Consider the following 15,294-nt stretch of genomic DNA (forward strand, 5'->3'; position numbering starts at 1 on the left):
TGAACCGGGGCCGGTCCGGACGGGACCGGCCCCGTGACGACGGCCTCCCCTCCTCGCGGGTGCCCCGCGCACGACGCCCCTCGGACGGACGGCGACCGGCGCCCCCTGTCGGCCGCGCCCTAGAATCGGAGTGTTTGTCCCGGCCCGCCGGGCCCGCACCCGATCCCCACGGAGAGCCGCGCGCATGTCCACCCCTCACGATCCGTACGTCCGGGTGCGCGGCGCCCGCGAGCACAACCTCCAGGACGTCTCGGTCGACATCCCGCGCGACACCCTGACCGTGTTCACCGGTGTCTCGGGGTCGGGGAAGTCCTCCCTCGCGTTCGGCACGATCTACGCCGAGGCCCAGCGCCGCTACTTCGAGTCCGTCGCCCCGTACGCCCGTCGGCTGATCCACCAGGTCGGCGCGCCCGCGGTCGGGGAGGTCACCGGGCTGCCGCCCGCCGTCTCGCTGGAGCAGCGGCGTTCGGCGCCCGGCGCCCGTTCGTCCGTGGGAACGGTCACGACGCTCTCCAACTCCCTGCGCATGCTGTTCTCGCGGGCCGGGGACTATCCGGCCGGTGCCGAGCGGCTCGACTCCGACGCCTTCTCGCCGAACACGGCGGCCGGGGCGTGCCCGGAGTGCCACGGCCTCGGCCGGGTCCACCGCACCACCGAGGAACTGCTCGTCCCCGACCCCTCGCTGTCGATCCGGGAGGGGGCGATCGCCGCCTGGCCCGGGGCGTGGCAGGGCAAGAACCTGCGCGACGTGCTGGACGCGCTGGGCCACGACATCGACCGCCCGTGGCGCGAGCTCGACGCCGGGGACCGGGAGTGGATCCTGTTCACCGACGAGCAGCCGGTGGTGACGGTGCATCCGGTGCGGGAGGCCGGGCGCATCCAACGCCCGTACCAGGGCACGTACATGAGTGCCCGTCGCTATGTGATGCACACGTTCGCGGACTCCCGGAGCCGCACCCTGCGGGCCAGGGCCGAGCGGTTCCTGACCAGTGCCCGCTGCCCGGTGTGCGAGGGGGGCCGGCTGCGTCCGGAGGCGCTGGCCGTCACCTTCGCCGGCCGTTCGATCGCGGAACTGGCCGGGCTGCCGCTCACCTCGCTGGCCGAACTGCTGCGCACGGCGGGCGGCGACGACGCGGCGCGGGTGCTGACGGCGGATCTGCTCGCCCGGATCGGGACGGTCACCGAGCTCGGCCTCGGCTATCTCAGTCTCGACCGCACGGCCCCGACCCTGTCGTCCGGCGAGCTGCAACGGCTGCGTCTCGCCACGCAGTTGCGTTCCGGGCTGTTCGGTGTCGTCTATGTGCTGGACGAGCCCTCGGCCGGTCTGCACCCGGCGGACACCCGGTCCCTGCTCGGGGTGCTCGGCCGGCTGAAGGAGGCCGGGAACTCGGTCTTCGTGGTGGAGCACCAGATGGACGTGGTGCGCCGGGCGGACTGGCTGGTCGACGTGGGGCCGCTGGCCGGTGAGCACGGGGGCCGGGTGCTGCACAGCGGTCCGCCGGCCGGGCTGGCGAACGTGCCCGAGTCGGCCACCCGGCGCTTCCTGTTCGGCGAGGGGCCGGCCCCGGCGCGGGAGGTGCGCGAGCCCACGGGCTGGCTGCGGCTGAACGGGGTCGAACGGCACAACGTGCGGGGCGTGGACGCCGCGTTCCCGCTGGGGGTGTTCACCGCCGTCACGGGTGTCTCGGGGTCGGGGAAGTCGACCCTGGTCGGCCAGGTCCTGGCCGGGGCCCTCGCCGACCGGCAGGCCGCCGGGGCCGCGGACGCGCCCGCGGAACAGCCCGTGTCCGGGTGCGCGTCGGCGCTGGGGCTGGAGGCGGTGGACCGCCTCGTCCAGGTCGACCAGAAGCCGATCGGCCGCACCCCCCGGTCCAACCTGGCCACGTACACCGGGCTCTTCGACGTCGTGCGGAAGCTGTTCGCCGGGACGGACACGGCCCGCGAGCGCGGGTACCGGGCCGGGCGGTTCTCCTTCAACGTGGCGGGCGGGCGGTGCGAGACCTGCCAGGGCGAGGGCTTCGTCTCCGTGGAGCTGCTCTTCCTGCCCAGCACGTACGCGCCCTGCCCGGACTGTCACGGCGCGCGGTACAACCCGCAGACCCTGGAGGTCACCCTGCGCGGTCTCGACATCGCGCAGGTGCTGGACCTGACGGTGGAGTCGGCGGCGGGGTTCTTCGCGGACACACCGGCCGCCGCGCGCAGTCTGCGGACGCTGCTCGACGTCGGGCTCGGCTATCTGCGGCTCGGCCAGCCCGCGACGGAGCTGTCCGGCGGCGAGGCCCAGCGCATCAAGCTCGCCACCGAGCTCCAGCGCACCCGCCGGGGCCACACCCTGTATCTGCTGGACGAGCCGACGACCGGGCTGCACCCCGCCGATGTCGAGGTGCTGACGCGGCAGTTGCACGGTCTCGTCGACGCGGGCGACACGGTCGTGGTCGTGGAGCACGACATGGCGGTGGTGGCGGGTGCCGACTGGGTGATCGACCTCGGCCCCGGCGGCGGCGACCGGGGCGGCCGGATCGTGGCCGCGGGAACGCCCGCCGAGGTGGCGCGGGCGGCGGACAGCCGTACGGCCGCGTACCTCGGCGCGCACCTCGGTCCGGCCTGACGGCCCGCCGTTCATCAACTCGCGCTCTTCCACGCCGAGTTGCCACATCGGGCAAGCAATGGGGAATGAAACGGCAAAGAACATTGACCACGGGCTGGTCCAGACCAATCATGGGCATGCCTCACGGCCGCTGCTCGCCGTGCGGCATGTGACCCCGGCCGGGATTCACAGGAACGGGCCGCGCCCCCGCACCGGGCGCGGCAGAGCCGTGCGATCCGCCCGTTGCCTCACCCCGCTGGGAGCACCCCATGAGACGTCCAAGAGCACTCGGCGCAGTCCTGAGTGTTTTGGCGACGACCGTCGCGTCCGCCGGCCTGATCCTCGGATCGGGCACCGGCGCGCAGGCCGCCGCGACCACCGCCACTCCCCTGCCGGCCCATGTCTTCGCCCCGTACTTCGAGTCGTGGAACGGCGACAGCCCGGCCGCGCTCTCGCAGCAGTCCGGCGCCAAGTACCTGACCATGGCCTTCCTCCAGACGGAGGCCCGCGGTTCCTGCACCCCCTACTGGAACGGCGATTCGAGCACCCCCGTCGCCCAGTCCGTGTTCGGCGCCGACTTCACCACCATGCGGTCGCGTGGCGGTGACGTGATCCCGTCGTTCGGCGGCTACACGGCCGACAACGGCGGCACCGAGATCGCCGACAGCTGTACGAACGTCGACTCCATCGCGGCGGCGTACGAGAAGGTCATCACGACCTACGACGTGTCCCGTCTCGACATGGACATCGAGGACAACTCGCTGGAGAACGGCGCGGGGATCGACCGCCGCAACAAGGCGATCAAGAAGGTGCAGGACTGGGCCGCCGCCAACGGCCGTCCGCTGCAGATCTCCTACACCCTGCCCACCACCACGAGCGGCCTCGCCGACAGCGGTCTGGCGGTGCTGGAGAACGCCGTGGCCAACGGCACGAAGGTCGACGTCGTGAACCTGATGACGTTCGACTACTACGACGGCGCCGCCCACAACATGGCCCAGGACACCAAGACGGCGATCGGCGGCCTCAAGGACCAGCTCGCCGACCTGTACCCGTCGAGGACCGACGCGCAGCTGTGGGGCATGACCGGCATCATCGAGATGCCGGGCATCGACGACTACGGCCCCGCCGAGACGTTCACCACGGCCGACGCCCCGGTGGTCTACGACTGGGCCGTCTCCAAGGGCGTCAGCACCCTGTCGTTCTGGGCGCTCCAGCGCGACAACGGCGGCTGCCCCGGCACCGGCGGCAACGACACCTGCTCCGGCATCGCCCAGGACACCTGGTACTTCAGCCACACCTTCGCGCCCTTCACCAGCGGGTCCGGTCCGGTGACGGACGACTACTCGGTGGCCGTCGCGCCCGCCTCGGCCTCGGTCGCGCCGGGCGGTTCCACCACGGCGGACGTGAGGACCGCGGTGACCTCCGGCAGCGCGAAGACCGTGGCGCTGACGGTGTCCGGGGCACCCGCCGGTGTCACGGCGACGCCCGCCCCGACGTCGGTCACCGCCGGGGGCACGTCGGAGCTGACGGTGTCCGCGTCGGATTCCGCCGCGCCGGGAACGTACCGGCTCACGGTGACGGGGACCTCGGGGACGCTCAGCCACTCGGCGGTCCTCACCCTGACGGTGTCGGGTCCGGGCGGCGGCACCGGGGTCCTGGTCAACGGCGACCTCGAGAGCGGTTCGCTGAGCCCCTGGACCTGCGACGCGGGCGGCGCGGTCGTCTCCGCCCCGGTGCACGGCGGTTCGCACGCGCTGGCCGCCGCGGCCACCGCCTCGCAGACCGGCGAGTGCGCGCAGACCCTCGCTCTGTCCCCCAATACCCGCTACACGCTGAGCGGTTGGGTGCAGGGGAACTACGGGTACCTCGGGGTGCGCGGTGACGCGACCGCGAGCGTCTGGGGTTCGTCGAGCGGTTACGCGAAGCAGTCGGTGGCCTTCACCACCGGCCCGACCGGGACGGTGACCGTCTATCTGCACGGCTGGTACGGGCAGGGCACGGTCTACGCGGACGACCTCTCCGTGACGTCCTGACCCGTTCCGGACGCGGTGTCCGGTCCCGGGGGCGGGCGGCCCCCGGGACCGGGCATCCGTTGTCCGCGCCGGTCAGCGGCGCACCTTGCGGGTCGCCCGCAGCCACTCCTTGTTCATGGCCGAGATCGAGGGCAGCGGGATGCCCTTCGGGCAGGCCGTGGCGCACTCCCCGGTGAGGGTGCAGCCGCCGAAGCCCTCGCTGTCCATCTGGCCGACCATGTCCAGGACCCGGGTCTCGCGCTCCGGGGCGCCCTGCGGCAGCACGTTGAGGTGGTTGATCTTCGCCGAGGTGAAGAGCATCGCCGAGCCGTTGGGGCAGGCGGCGACGCAGGCCCCGCAGCCGATGCACTCGGCGTGCTCGAAGGCGAAGTCGGCGTCCGGTTTGGGCACCGGTGTGGCGTGCGCCTCGGGGGCGGTGCCGGTCGGGGCGGAGATGTAGCCGCCCGCCTGGATGATCCGGTCGAACGCCGAGCGGTCCACGACCAGGTCCTTGACGACCGGGAAGGCGGAGGCGCGCCACGGCTCGATGTCGATCGTGTCGCCGTCCGCGAAGGAGCGCATGTGGAGCTGACAGGTGGTGGTGCGCTCGGGGCCGTGGGCGTCGCCGTTGATGACGAGGCTGCAGGCTCCGCAGATCCCCTCGCGGCAGTCGTGGTCGAAGGCGACCGGGTCGTCGCCGGCGAGGATGAGTTCCTCGTTGAGGGTGTCGAGCATTTCCAGGAACGACATGTCCTGCGAGATGCCGTCCACCTCGTAGGTGGACATGGCGCCGGGGGCGTCGGCGTTCTTCTGGCGCCAGACGCGCAGGGTGAGCTTCATGCGTAGCTCCGCTGGGTGGGGTGGACGTACTCGAAGACGAGGTCTTCCTTGTGCAGGACGGGGGCCTCGCCGGTGCCGGAGAACTCCCAGGCGGCGGCGTAGGAGAACTCCTCGTCCCGGCGGGCGGCCTCGCCGTCCGGGGTCTGCGACTCCTCGCGGAAGTGGCCGCCGCAGGACTCGGCGCGGTGCAGTGCGTCGAGGCACATGAGCTCGGCCAGTTCCAGGTAGTCGACGATGCGGTTGGCCTTCTCCAGGGACTGGTTGAACTCCTCGCCGGTGCCGGGGACCTTGATGCGGCGCCAGAACTCCTCGCGGATCCGCGGGATGCGCTCCAGTGCCTTGCGCAGCCCCTCCTCGGTGCGGGCCATTCCGCAGTACTCCCACATGAGTTCGCCGATCTCGCGGTGGAAGGAGTCGGGGGTGCGGTCGCCGTCGACGGAGAGCAGCAGGTTGAGCCGGTCCTCGGTGTCGGCGACGGCCTCCTGCACGGCCGGGTGCGAGGCGTCGATCTCGTCGCGGTGCGGATTGCGGGCCAGGTAGTCGTTGATGGTCGACGGCAGGACGAAGTAGCCGTCGGCGAGGCCCTGCATCAGCGCGGAGGCGCCGAGCCGGTTGGCGCCGTGGTCGGAGAAGTTGGCCTCGCCGATCGCGAAGAGGCCGGGGACGGTGGTCTGGAGGTCGTAGTCGACCCAGAGCCCGCCCATCGTGTAGTGCACGGCGGGGTAGATCCGCATCGGGGTCTCGTACGGGTTCTCCGCGGTGATCCGCGCGTACATGTCGAAGAGGTTGCCGTACTTCTCCTCGACCTTGTCCCGGCCCATGCGCCCGATGGCCTCGGCGAAGTCCAGGTAGACGCCCTGCCCGCCGGGGCCGACGCCGCGGCCCTCGTCGCAGACGTTCTTGGCGGCGCGGGAGGCGATGTCCCGGGGCACGAGGTTGCCGAAGGAGGGGTAGATGCGCTCCAGGTAGTAGTCGCGCTCGTCCTCGGGGATCTCGCCCGCGGGGCGGGTGTCGCCCTTGGCCTTCGGCACCCAGATCCGGCCGTCGTTGCGCAGCGACTCGCTCATCAGCGTCAGCTTGGACTGGTGGTCGCCGGTGCGCGGGATGCAGGTGGGGTGGATCTGGGTGAAGCAGGGGTTGGCGAAGTACGCACCGCGGCGATGGGCGCGCCATACGGCGGTCGCGTTGGAGTTCATGGCGTTCGTCGACAGGTAGAAGACGTTGCCGTAACCGCCGCTGGCGAGGACGACCGCGTCGGCGAAGTGGGTGTCGATCCTCCCGGTGACCAGGTCGCGGGCGACGATGCCGCGGGCCTTCCCGTCGACGACGACCAGGTCGAGCATCTCGGTGCGGGCGTGCAGTTCGACGTTGCCCGCGGCGATCTGCCTGGACAGCGCCTGGTAGGCGCCGAGGAGCAGTTGCTGTCCGGTCTGGCCGCGGGCGTAGAAGGTGCGGGAGACCTGGACGCCGCCGAAGGACCGGTTGTCGAGGAGGCCGCCGTACTCACGGGCGAAGGGGACGCCCTGGGCGACGCACTGGTCGATGATCTCGACGGAGATCTGGGCGAGCCGGTGGACGTTGGACTCGCGGGCGCGGAAGTCGCCGCCCTTGACCGTGTCGTAGAAGAGGCGGTGGATGGAGTCGCCGTCGTTGCGGTAGTTCTTCGCGGCGTTGATGCCGCCCTGGGCGGCGACGGAGTGGGCGCGGCGGGGCGAGTCCTGGAAGCAGAACTGGACGACGTGGTAGCCCTGTTCGGCCAGGGTCGCGCCGGCCGATCCGCCCGCGAGACCCGTCCCGACGACGATGACGGTGTGCTTGCGGCGGTTGGCCGGGTTGACCAGCTTGGCCTGGAAGCGGCGGGTGTCCCAGCGTTCGGCGACGGGGCCGGCGGGGGCCTTGGCGTCGACGACGGGCGCGCCCGTCTCGTAGTGCGTGTAGTCGGTCATGTCAGCTCACGACTCCGGTCATGACGGCGACGGGTACGGAGATGAAGCCCAGCGTCAGTACCAGCGCGAGGGCGTTGGCCAGGGCCTTGAGGGCCCGGTCCCGGGCCGCGCTGCCCGCGCCGAGGGTCTGGGCGGCGCTCCAGAAGCCGTGCCGGACGTGGAACCCGAGGGCGAGCACGGCGGCGATGTAGACCGTGTTGCCGTACCAGGTGGAGAAGGTGTCGACGACGTTCTGGTAGGGGTGTCCGGGCTGGAAGCCGCCGGGGTGCGCGGTGCCCGTCGTCAGGTCGAGGATGTGCCAGACGATGAACAGGCCGAGGATGATCCCGCCCCAGCGCATGGTGCGGGTGGCGTAGCCGGCGCGCGGCCTGCGGTGCACGTACTTGGCGGGGCGCGCCCTGATGTCGCGGCGGCTCAGCTGGTACGCGGAGACGGCGTGCAGCACCACCGCGGCGACGAGCACCAGGCGGACGATCCACAGGGCCCACTCGTAGTGCAGGAAGGGCTCGCCCAGGGTCCGCAGCCAGTGCGCGTAGTGGTTGAACTCGCCGGCCCCGAAGAAGATCTTCAGGTTGCCGAGCATGTGGACGACCAGGTACATGAGCATGACCAGGCCGCTCACTGCCATGACCGTCTTCTTGCCGACGGACGAGTCCCAGATCGTGCGCGTCATGGACGGCCGTCGGTCCGTCCGTGTTGCCAATGCCATGCACACGACGCTAGGGCCGAACGGCCTCATCGGTCCAAGACATGGAATGGCTCATGTCCATAGGTTGGGGCTATCGTGGCCGGTCGAGGTGAGCGCATGCAGTTCCAGCAGTTGACGTACTTCGTCGCCGTGGCCGAGACCCGGCACTTCACCCGTGCCGCCGAGGCGGTGCATGTCTCGCAGCCCTCGCTCTCCCAGCAGATCAGGGCGTTGGAGAACGAGCTGGGGGCGGAGCTGTTCAGCCGGGCGCGGGGCAACATCGCGCTCACCGACGCGGGCGAGGCGCTGCTGCCGCTGGCCCGCCGGATCCTCGCGGACGCCGACACCGCCCGTCACGAGGTGCAGGAGCTGGCGCAGCTGCGCCGGGGCCGGGTGCGCCTGGGGGCCACACCCAGCCTCTGCACGGGCCTGCTCCCCGACGTGCTGCGCGCCTTCCACGACCGCCATCCGGGGATCCGGCTGCTGCTGGAGGAGGGCGGTTCGCTCGACCTCGTGCGGGGGCTGGCGCGCGGCGCGCTGGATCTCGCCCTGGTGGTCCTGCCGCTGCCCGCCGCCTCCCCCGTGCTCACCACGGTCGAGCTGCTCCAGGAGGACCTGGTCGTGGTGTCGTCCGCCCGGGGGCCGCGGCCCGGCCGGGGCGGGAGCGTACGGATCGCCGATCTCCAGGGGGAGCCCCTGGTGATGTTCCGGCACGGCTACGACCTGCGGGAGCTGACGGTCGCCGCCTGCCGGGCCGAGGGCTTCGAGCCCTCGTTCACGGTGGAGGGCGGCGAGATGGACGCGGTGCTCGGTTTCGTCCGGGCCGGGCTCGGCATCGCGGTGGTGCCCAGCATGGTCGCCGGGCGGTTCGGCCACGAGCTGCGGACCACGCCGCTGGCCCGCCCCGGTCTGCGGCGCACCATCGCGCTCGCGCACCGCAGCGACGTGGCCCCGCCGCGTGCGGCGCGCGAGCTCCAGCGGGTGCTGCTCGCCACCCGGAAGGACTGACCCGGGCCCGCCGCGGCCCGCGGGCTCCCCACGGGCGATGGGATCCCCACGGCCCGCGGGCTCCCTGCGGCTGGGGCGACCGGCCGCGGGGAGCCCCGGGGTCTCACACCGCGTCGGCCAGCAGCAGCGAGTGGATCCGGTCGGGGGCGCCCGGCCGGGCGTAGTACCAGCCCTGGGCCGTGTCGCATCCCAGCTTGCGCAGCTGCTCGGCCTGCGCCCCGGTCTCCACCCCCTCCACCGTGACGGCGAGGTCCAGGCTGTGCGCCAGCGAGACGATCCCCTCGACGATCTTCAGGTCGACCGGATCCGCCGGGTGCTGCTGCATGCCCATCGTGAAGGAACGGTCCAGCTTGAGCACGCTCACCGGGAGCCTGCGCAGGTTCGCCAGGTTCGAGTAGCCGGTGCCGAAGTCGTCGAGCGCTATGTCGACGCCCATCTCGGCCAGTTGCCGCAGCGGCTTGAGCAGGTCGTCGTCCGCGCCGATGAGCGCGGACTCGGTGACCTCCAGGCACAGCGCCCCGGGTTCGAGCCCCGACCGCTCCAGCACGTCGACGGTCTCGGCGACCAGCCGCGGGTGGTGCAGCTGGGTCGGCGAGAGGTTGACGTTGATGCGCAGCGGTCCGCCGTCGGTGTGCCGCTCCTGCCAGAAGTTGGCCTGCCGGACGGACTCCTCCAGCACCCAGCGGCCCAGCGGCACGATCAGGCCGGTGTGCTCGGCGAGCGGGATGAACCGGTCCGGGCCGAGCACCCCGTGCTGCGGGTGGCACCAGCGCACCAGCGCCTCCGCGCCGTGCACCGTGCCGTCGCCGAGGTGGACGAGCGGCTGGTACTCGATGAAGAACTCGCCGCGCTCCAGTGCGGCGGGCAGCGCGGTGGTCAGCCCGTGCCGCGTGATGGCACGGGCGTCGGCCTCCGCGTCGGCAAGCTCGAACCGGTTGCCGCCCGCGCCCTTGGCCCGGTACATCGTGATGTCGGCGCTGCGCAGCACCTCGGCGGCACCGCGTTCGCCCGCCGGTCCCTCGACGACGCCGATGGAGCCGCGCACGGTCAGCTCGCGGCCTTCGAGCCGGATGGGGGTGCCGAGCGCGTTGAGGATGCGGCAGGCCAGTTCGACGACCTCCTTCTCGGTGTCGGGGCCGGTGGTCAGGGCCACGAACTCGTCGCCGCCGAGCCTGGCGACCATCTCGCCGGGCGCGGTCGCGCAGCTCTGCAGCCGGTCCGCCACCTCGACCAGCAGCCGGTCGCCGGACGCGTGCCCGAGGCTGTCGTTGATCGCCTTGAAGCCGTCCAGGTCGAGGTAGCACAGACCGAAGCGGCTGCTGTCGTCGGCGCAGAGCGCCTTCTCCAGCCGTTCGAAGAACAGCGTCCGGTTGGGCAGTCCGGTGAGCGCGTCGTGGGTGGCCTCGTACCGCAGCCGCAGGTTCAGCAGCCGGCGTTCCGTGGTGTCCTCCATCAGCGCCAGCTGGTACTGCGGGTTCCCCTCGGCGTCGCGCAGCAGCGACACCGTCAGGTTGGTCCACAGCACCGTGCCGTCGTTGCGGTAGTACGGCTTCTCGACCCGGTAGTGCTCGCGTTCGCCGCGCACCAGCTCGTCGTAGTACTTCCAGACGTGCGGCGAGTCCTCGGGGTGGACCCACTCGTTGACCTTGTGGCTGCGCACGTGGTTGTCGAGGCCGCCGAACATCCGGGTGAGGGTGTCGTTGATCTCCAGCACGTTGCCGTCCAGGTCGGCGATGCCGATCCCGATGGCCGCGTCCTTGAAGACGGCCCGGAACCGCGCCTCCGTCGCGTGCAGCGCCTGTTCGGCGTCCGAGCGGGCGGCGAGCGCCGAGCGCGCGATGGCCTCCTGCTCGGCGAGGGTGCGCTGGCGCAGCGCCTCGGTGAAGCCCCCGGCCAGGGTGTGCTGCATCCGCGCGCAGCGGGCCCTGCCGTCCTCGGTGGACAGCGCCGTCGGGCCGTTGCCGCCGCAGTACAGCACCAGGTACGAGTCGATGACGCCGAGCGTGCTGCTGAGCGCGTCGGGGTCCGTGCAGTGCGCGGCGACGAGGGCGGCGCCCACCTCGCCCGCGGGGGCTGCGTCGAAGGGCCGCTCGTGCAGGATGTCGCCGAGCCTGCGGGCCAGCGGCAGCAGGTGCTGCTCGAACTCCGTGCGCGTCAGGGAGGTGGCCGTCGAGGGGAAGATGGCCCGGCTCCAGATGGTGGCGAATCTTCGGAGCCGGCCCTCGGGCCCGTCGGGCTCCGCGTCCGGCGTTCCGGACGGCTGGGCGGGAATGCTCACGCCTTGCGTCCCACGCCCGCGAAGCCCGAGAAGGCGTACGGATCCTCTTGCTCCGCCACCACCGGGGTCTCCGGCCGCCAGTGCGGCATCGACACGAGTCCGGGCTCGACCATCTCGTACCCCTCGAAGAAACGCGTGACCTCGTCGCGGGACCGCATGACGAGGGGGTTGCGGATGTTCTCGTAGACCCCGACCATGCCGCCCGCTTCCTCCCGGGTGAGCGGGATCCCCTCGTACGAGGCGTGTGTGATGACGACGAGGCTGCCGGGGGCGAGCGCCTCGCGCAGCTCGGCGACCGCGGCCTGCGGTTCGTCCGCGTCCTCCAGGAAGTGGAGCACGGCGACGAGCAGCAGGGCCACCGGACGGTCCAGGTCGAGCAGTCCGGAGACCTCCGGACTCTTCACGATCTCCTGGGGGCGGCGCAGGTCCGCGGCGGCGATCACCGCCCGGTCGTTCCCCTCCAGCACGGCCCTGCTGTGTGCGACCGCGACCGGGTCGTGGTCGACGTACGCCACCCGGGCCGCGGGATCGGCGGCCTGGGCGATTTCGTGGACATTGCCGAAGGTCGGTATTCCGGAACCGATGTCCAGAAACTGGCTGATGCCCTCGCCGACCGCGTAATGCACGGCTCTGCGCATGAAGGCGCGATTCGCCTGCATGATCTTGGGGAGTCCCGGCATGAACTCCATGGCCTTGCGCGCCGCTTCCCGGTCCACCTCGAAATTGTGCGATCCGCCCAGATAGAAGTCGTACATGCGGGACACGCTCGGCACCGTGATGTCTATGCCTTGCGGTGCCCAGGCGGGACGCTCCATCGATGTCTCCAACAAGTCGCTACGGCGATCCGGCCATGTTCATGGTCAGTGTTGACCAGAGGCTACTGATCGTCCGCCAAGAGAGCGAGTGGAAACGGAAATTAGCCGTCCGTTATTGGTCACACACCAGTGGCATGTGCAACCGATCAGTCGCTACGTGTGACATTCGGCGGCGAACGGCCCTTCCCGGAAGGCTTTGCCCATCGCGGGAGGAACCCGCCGCACCGGCACCGGGGAGCACCCCGTAACATGTGTCCGCGGCGCCACCGCCATTGCCGTTCCGGTTTTCCGTCACCGCTCCCGGTTTCACTCCGCCGGAAAAGGTATGGACCGCTCGGCGGGCATCGGCCCGCACCGTGGTTCACCGGGGTCGTCGCGGTTGACGAATCCTTTGCCGTCGGGGGTGCGACGGCATTTCTTGCCATCGGGGCAACATCCCTTCCACGCACTCGATTTGACCGGCGCGCCGGAAGCACGCGCGAAATCACCGACCGCCCGGAACGGGCACCGGACACCGGGGCCGATCCGCGCGCGGGAGCCGTCGCCCGGGGCCCGTACCGACCGCCTTCGGCCGGGAAACCCGGCCGGGCGCCTTCGCTCGATCGCCATAGCAATCCGCCCGGTCCCCAACCGGCCGTCCACACCGCCGGAAGACCCGGTTCCGCCGCCTGTCCGCACCGCCGGAAGGCCTGGCTCCGACGGCCGTCCGCAGCACCGGAGAGCCGGGCCCCACCGCCCGCACGCCGCCCGCAGGGTCGGTGAGAACGGCGCGAACGGAACGCCGCTCGACCGTTCACGTCAACTTCCGTACACGTCAATCCAGTTGCCCCGAGCGCCCCCACCGGCCCGGCGCCGTTCCCGGACACCGCCTCCCACGTCGCACAACGCGTCCGAAGGCCCTCTCCCGGGCTCAAACACGGGCCGTCCGATGTCCCCACCATCAGGCGAACCCGACGCTTTCCCGGCGTGTCCCGCGATCGGCCCGATCATGCTCGCCGTCGTGTACGGATCACTCATAGGACGGCTCGCCGCGGCCGTCGCACTGCTGTGGCTGCTGAGCACCCCGTTACCTGCTGCGGCGGACAGCTGCGCCTACGCCTACATCGGTGAGAACGACGGGAGTTCGTCGGTCGCCGTGTCCGGCACCGGCCCCTGCCGGCCGGGTCCGGTGACCGAGCCGCCCCCACCGCCGACCCCGCGCCCGCCCCCGCCCTCTCCCGAACCCCCGCCACCACCGCCCCCACCCACTCCGCGGCCCGCGCCGCCCGCACCACCCGCGCCTCCCGCATCACCACGACCGGAACCGGAGCCAGTGACACCGTCCCCCGTCCTCCCGCCCGCCCCCTCCCCCTCGTCCCCGCCCTCCGCGCGGCCCGCGCCCGCCTCGTCCCGCCCCGTGGCACTCCCCGCCTACCGCAAGCCACCGCGCAAGGACCCCCGGCGCGGCACCTCCCTGGTCACCCTCACCCTGATGATCACCGCGCCCGCGGTGTTCGCCGTCGCCGTCCTGCGTCCCCGCTCCCGCTGACCTCCGGAGAAGTCTCATGTCGGAATGGCTTGTTCTCGCCCTCGCCATGGCCGCGGCAAGTGCCGTCGTCCTGACCATCGCCGTGCTCAACAACCGTCGGGTCGGGGAGGACGACGACCCGTCCGAGACCCCCGACGTCATCGAGTACATGACGATGATGATCGGTGTGGTCTACGCGATCGTGCTGGGCCTCGCCATCGCGGGCGTCTGGGAGGGCCGAGGTGCCGCCCAGGAGTACGTGCGCCAGGAGGCCCAGGCGCTGCACGAGGTGAAGGCCCGGTCCGCCGTCTACCCGGCCGAGGTGCGCACCCGCATCCGCGCCGACGTCGACGCCTACGTACGCCATGTCGTGCACGACGAGTGGCAGTCGATGAGCGAGCACGGCACGCTCACCGCCGAAGGCACCCGGCTCCTCGACCGGGTGCGCACCGATGTCACCCAGTACCGGCCGGCGAACGACCACGAGGGGCAGGCGTACCAGCCACTGGTCGACGAGGTCGCCGCGGCCGACGACTCGCGCAGTGCGCGCGGGCAGAGCGCGGGGGCGACCATGCCGGGCGTGGTGTGGTTCGGCCTGGTCATCGGGGCTTTGGTGACAGTTGGGATGATCTTCACGTTGCAGATCCGCAGAAGTTTCCGCGAACTGCTTCTGGCCGGTTTCTTCAGTGTTCTGATCGCCTTTCTGCTCTTCCTGATCTGGGATTTCGACACTCCCTTCGGGCGGGGTCTCTCGGCCACCGCCGCGCCGTTCCTCGATCTGTTCCCGGAAGCCGCGGGCGGACAGTGACACGGGGGTGCGCCGCTCGGGCGAAACCGGTGCCCCGGGCGGCGTACCCCGATCGCGAGTGGAATGCGCGACTCCTAGCGTTTGGCGGGTCGAGGCGCATTTCTGACACTTTGTGGAAAACCGTTCCGCACGTGCTCCTCGGGGATCCGGAGGATTCATCCATGCGTTCCATACGTGTCGCACCCGTCGCTCTGTTCGGCGCCGCCCTCGCCCTGACCGCTCCGGCCGCAATCGCGTCCGCGGCGCCGTCGGGAGGCGCGTCCTCCGCGACCGGATACACCGTCACCCCGTCGGTGATCGTGCCGGGAGGCCGGGTCACCCTGGCTGCCCGGGGGTGCTCTGCAGCGGCAACGGCCGGATCGGGTGTTTTCGACACCGTCACCATTCCCGGAGGCGGTTCCGCGGCAGCCACGGTCGACTGGGACGCGGAGCCCGGTTCCTCCCACGAGGTGACATTCATCTGCAGCGCGCCACCCGGCTCGACGGCGAAGGTCCGTCTCACGGTCGCCGCGGCCTCCCGAGCGCCGACGGCCGGTTCCGAGGCCGCCCCGGCCGGTGTACGGGGCGGCCTCGGCGGCGGCGGTCCGAGCACCGCGGAGCTCGTCGCCGGAACGGTACTGGCGGTGGCCGCGGCCACCGGCGCCGTCCACATGGCGCGCCGACGCGGGGAGGGCCGCCCGCGCTGACGGCAGGGGCGGTACGCCCGTCGCCCCGGGTCCCCGGAGGGGGGGGGCCCGGCGGGGGGGGGGGCGGGGCGCGGGACCCCGACAACGTTGGCGAGCCACGGGGGAGCCGATCCCAGTCA

The 15,294-nt window shown here is 71.7% G+C and carries 11 protein-coding genes; 6 read left to right on the forward strand and 5 right to left on the reverse strand.

The window, feature by feature from the left end:
- Nucleotides 1–184 precede the first annotated feature (184 nt).
- Nucleotides 185–2,608, forward strand: a complete 2,424-nt coding sequence (uvrA, locus tag ABZZ04_RS25030; RefSeq protein ID WP_356934443.1) for an excinuclease ABC subunit UvrA — start codon at nucleotides 185–187, stop codon at nucleotides 2,606–2,608.
- 248 nt (nucleotides 2,609–2,856) lie between these two features.
- Nucleotides 2,857–4,620 (forward strand): glycosyl hydrolase family 18 protein, encoded by a 1,764-nt coding sequence (locus ABZZ04_RS25035; RefSeq protein ID WP_356934444.1) that lies wholly within the window; start codon nucleotides 2,857–2,859, stop codon nucleotides 4,618–4,620.
- 72 nt (nucleotides 4,621–4,692) lie between these two features.
- On the opposite strand, the gene ABZZ04_RS25040 is transcribed toward ABZZ04_RS25035, so the two are convergent.
- Genes ABZZ04_RS25040 through ABZZ04_RS25050 form a run of 3 tightly spaced genes read right to left on the reverse strand, consistent with a single transcriptional unit; the run spans nucleotide 4,693 to nucleotide 8,094 of the window.
- Nucleotides 4,693–5,439 (reverse strand): succinate dehydrogenase/fumarate reductase iron-sulfur subunit, encoded by a 747-nt coding sequence (locus ABZZ04_RS25040; protein ID WP_356934445.1) that lies wholly within the window; start codon nucleotides 5,437–5,439, stop codon nucleotides 4,693–4,695.
- Complete coding sequence (locus tag ABZZ04_RS25045) at nucleotides 5,436–7,385, reverse strand: fumarate reductase/succinate dehydrogenase flavoprotein subunit (protein ID WP_356934446.1); 1,950 nt, start codon at nucleotides 7,383–7,385, stop codon at nucleotides 5,436–5,438. Before ABZZ04_RS25045 ends, ABZZ04_RS25040 begins: the two co-directional genes overlap by 4 nt.
- A gap of 1 nt (nucleotide 7,386) precedes the next feature.
- Entirely contained in the window at nucleotides 7,387–8,094 is a 708-nt protein-coding gene (locus tag ABZZ04_RS25050; protein ID WP_356934447.1) for a succinate dehydrogenase, read from the reverse strand.
- 96 nt (nucleotides 8,095–8,190) lie between these two features.
- Between ABZZ04_RS25050 and ABZZ04_RS25055 the strand changes: the two genes are divergently transcribed.
- A complete protein-coding gene (locus ABZZ04_RS25055; protein ID WP_356934448.1) occupies nucleotides 8,191–9,081 on the forward strand; it encodes a LysR substrate-binding domain-containing protein in 891 nt (296 codons plus the stop codon).
- 103 nt (nucleotides 9,082–9,184) lie between these two features.
- On the opposite strand, the gene ABZZ04_RS25060 is transcribed toward ABZZ04_RS25055, so the two are convergent.
- Complete coding sequence (locus ABZZ04_RS25060) at nucleotides 9,185–11,359, reverse strand: EAL domain-containing protein (RefSeq protein ID WP_356934449.1); 2,175 nt, start codon at nucleotides 11,357–11,359, stop codon at nucleotides 9,185–9,187.
- Nucleotides 11,356–12,174, reverse strand: a complete 819-nt coding sequence (locus tag ABZZ04_RS25065; protein ID WP_356934450.1) for an SAM-dependent methyltransferase — start codon at nucleotides 12,172–12,174, stop codon at nucleotides 11,356–11,358. The genes ABZZ04_RS25060 and ABZZ04_RS25065 overlap by 4 nt, the downstream gene beginning before the upstream one ends.
- A gap of 1,396 nt (nucleotides 12,175–13,570) precedes the next feature.
- Between ABZZ04_RS25065 and ABZZ04_RS25070 the strand changes: the two genes are divergently transcribed.
- The 3 genes from ABZZ04_RS25070 to ABZZ04_RS25080 all read left to right on the forward strand — a co-directional run bounded on the left by ABZZ04_RS25070 (nucleotide 13,571) and on the right by ABZZ04_RS25080 (nucleotide 15,175).
- Complete coding sequence (locus ABZZ04_RS25070; protein ID WP_356934451.1) at nucleotides 13,571–13,702, forward strand: hypothetical protein; 132 nt, start codon at nucleotides 13,571–13,573, stop codon at nucleotides 13,700–13,702.
- Between the two features lie 16 nt (nucleotides 13,703–13,718).
- Nucleotides 13,719–14,489 carry a DUF4239 domain-containing protein gene (locus tag ABZZ04_RS25075; RefSeq protein WP_356934452.1) on the forward strand — a complete coding sequence of 257 codons (771 nt, stop codon included), beginning with the start codon at nucleotides 13,719–13,721 and terminating at the stop codon, nucleotides 14,487–14,489.
- Nucleotides 14,490–14,650: 161 nt separating this feature from the next.
- On the forward strand, nucleotides 14,651–15,175 hold the full coding sequence (locus tag ABZZ04_RS25080) for a hypothetical protein (RefSeq protein WP_356934453.1): 525 nt from the start codon (nucleotides 14,651–14,653) through the stop codon (nucleotides 15,173–15,175).
- Nucleotides 15,176–15,294 lie beyond the last annotated feature (119 nt).

Origin of the sequence: Streptomyces sp. NPDC006435 (assembly GCF_040612315.1) — a bacterium.
Lineage (GTDB): Bacteria > Actinomycetota > Actinomycetes > Streptomycetales > Streptomycetaceae > Streptomyces.

What these genes read in the sequence shown, in the direction of transcription:
- uvrA (WP_356934443.1), top strand. Translation starts at nt 185, where the DNA reads ATGTCCACCCCTCACGATCCGTACGTCCGGGTGCGCGGCGCCCGCGAG.
- ABZZ04_RS25035 (WP_356934444.1), top strand. Translation starts at nt 2,857, where the DNA reads ATGAGACGTCCAAGAGCACTCGGCGCAGTCCTGAGTGTTTTGGCGACG.
- ABZZ04_RS25040 (WP_356934445.1), bottom strand. Translation starts at nt 5,439, where the DNA reads ATGAAGCTCACCCTGCGCGTCTGGCGCCAGAAGAACGCCGACGCCCCC.
- ABZZ04_RS25045 (WP_356934446.1), bottom strand. Translation starts at nt 7,385, where the DNA reads ATGACCGACTACACGCACTACGAGACGGGCGCGCCCGTCGTCGACGCC.
- ABZZ04_RS25050 (WP_356934447.1), bottom strand. Translation starts at nt 8,094, where the DNA reads ATGGCATTGGCAACACGGACGGACCGACGGCCGTCCATGACGCGCACG.
- ABZZ04_RS25055 (WP_356934448.1), top strand. Translation starts at nt 8,191, where the DNA reads ATGCAGTTCCAGCAGTTGACGTACTTCGTCGCCGTGGCCGAGACCCGG.
- ABZZ04_RS25065 (WP_356934450.1), bottom strand. Translation starts at nt 12,174, where the DNA reads ATGGAGCGTCCCGCCTGGGCACCGCAAGGCATAGACATCACGGTGCCG.
- ABZZ04_RS25075 (WP_356934452.1), top strand. Translation starts at nt 13,719, where the DNA reads ATGTCGGAATGGCTTGTTCTCGCCCTCGCCATGGCCGCGGCAAGTGCC.
- ABZZ04_RS25080 (WP_356934453.1), top strand. Translation starts at nt 14,651, where the DNA reads ATGCGTTCCATACGTGTCGCACCCGTCGCTCTGTTCGGCGCCGCCCTC.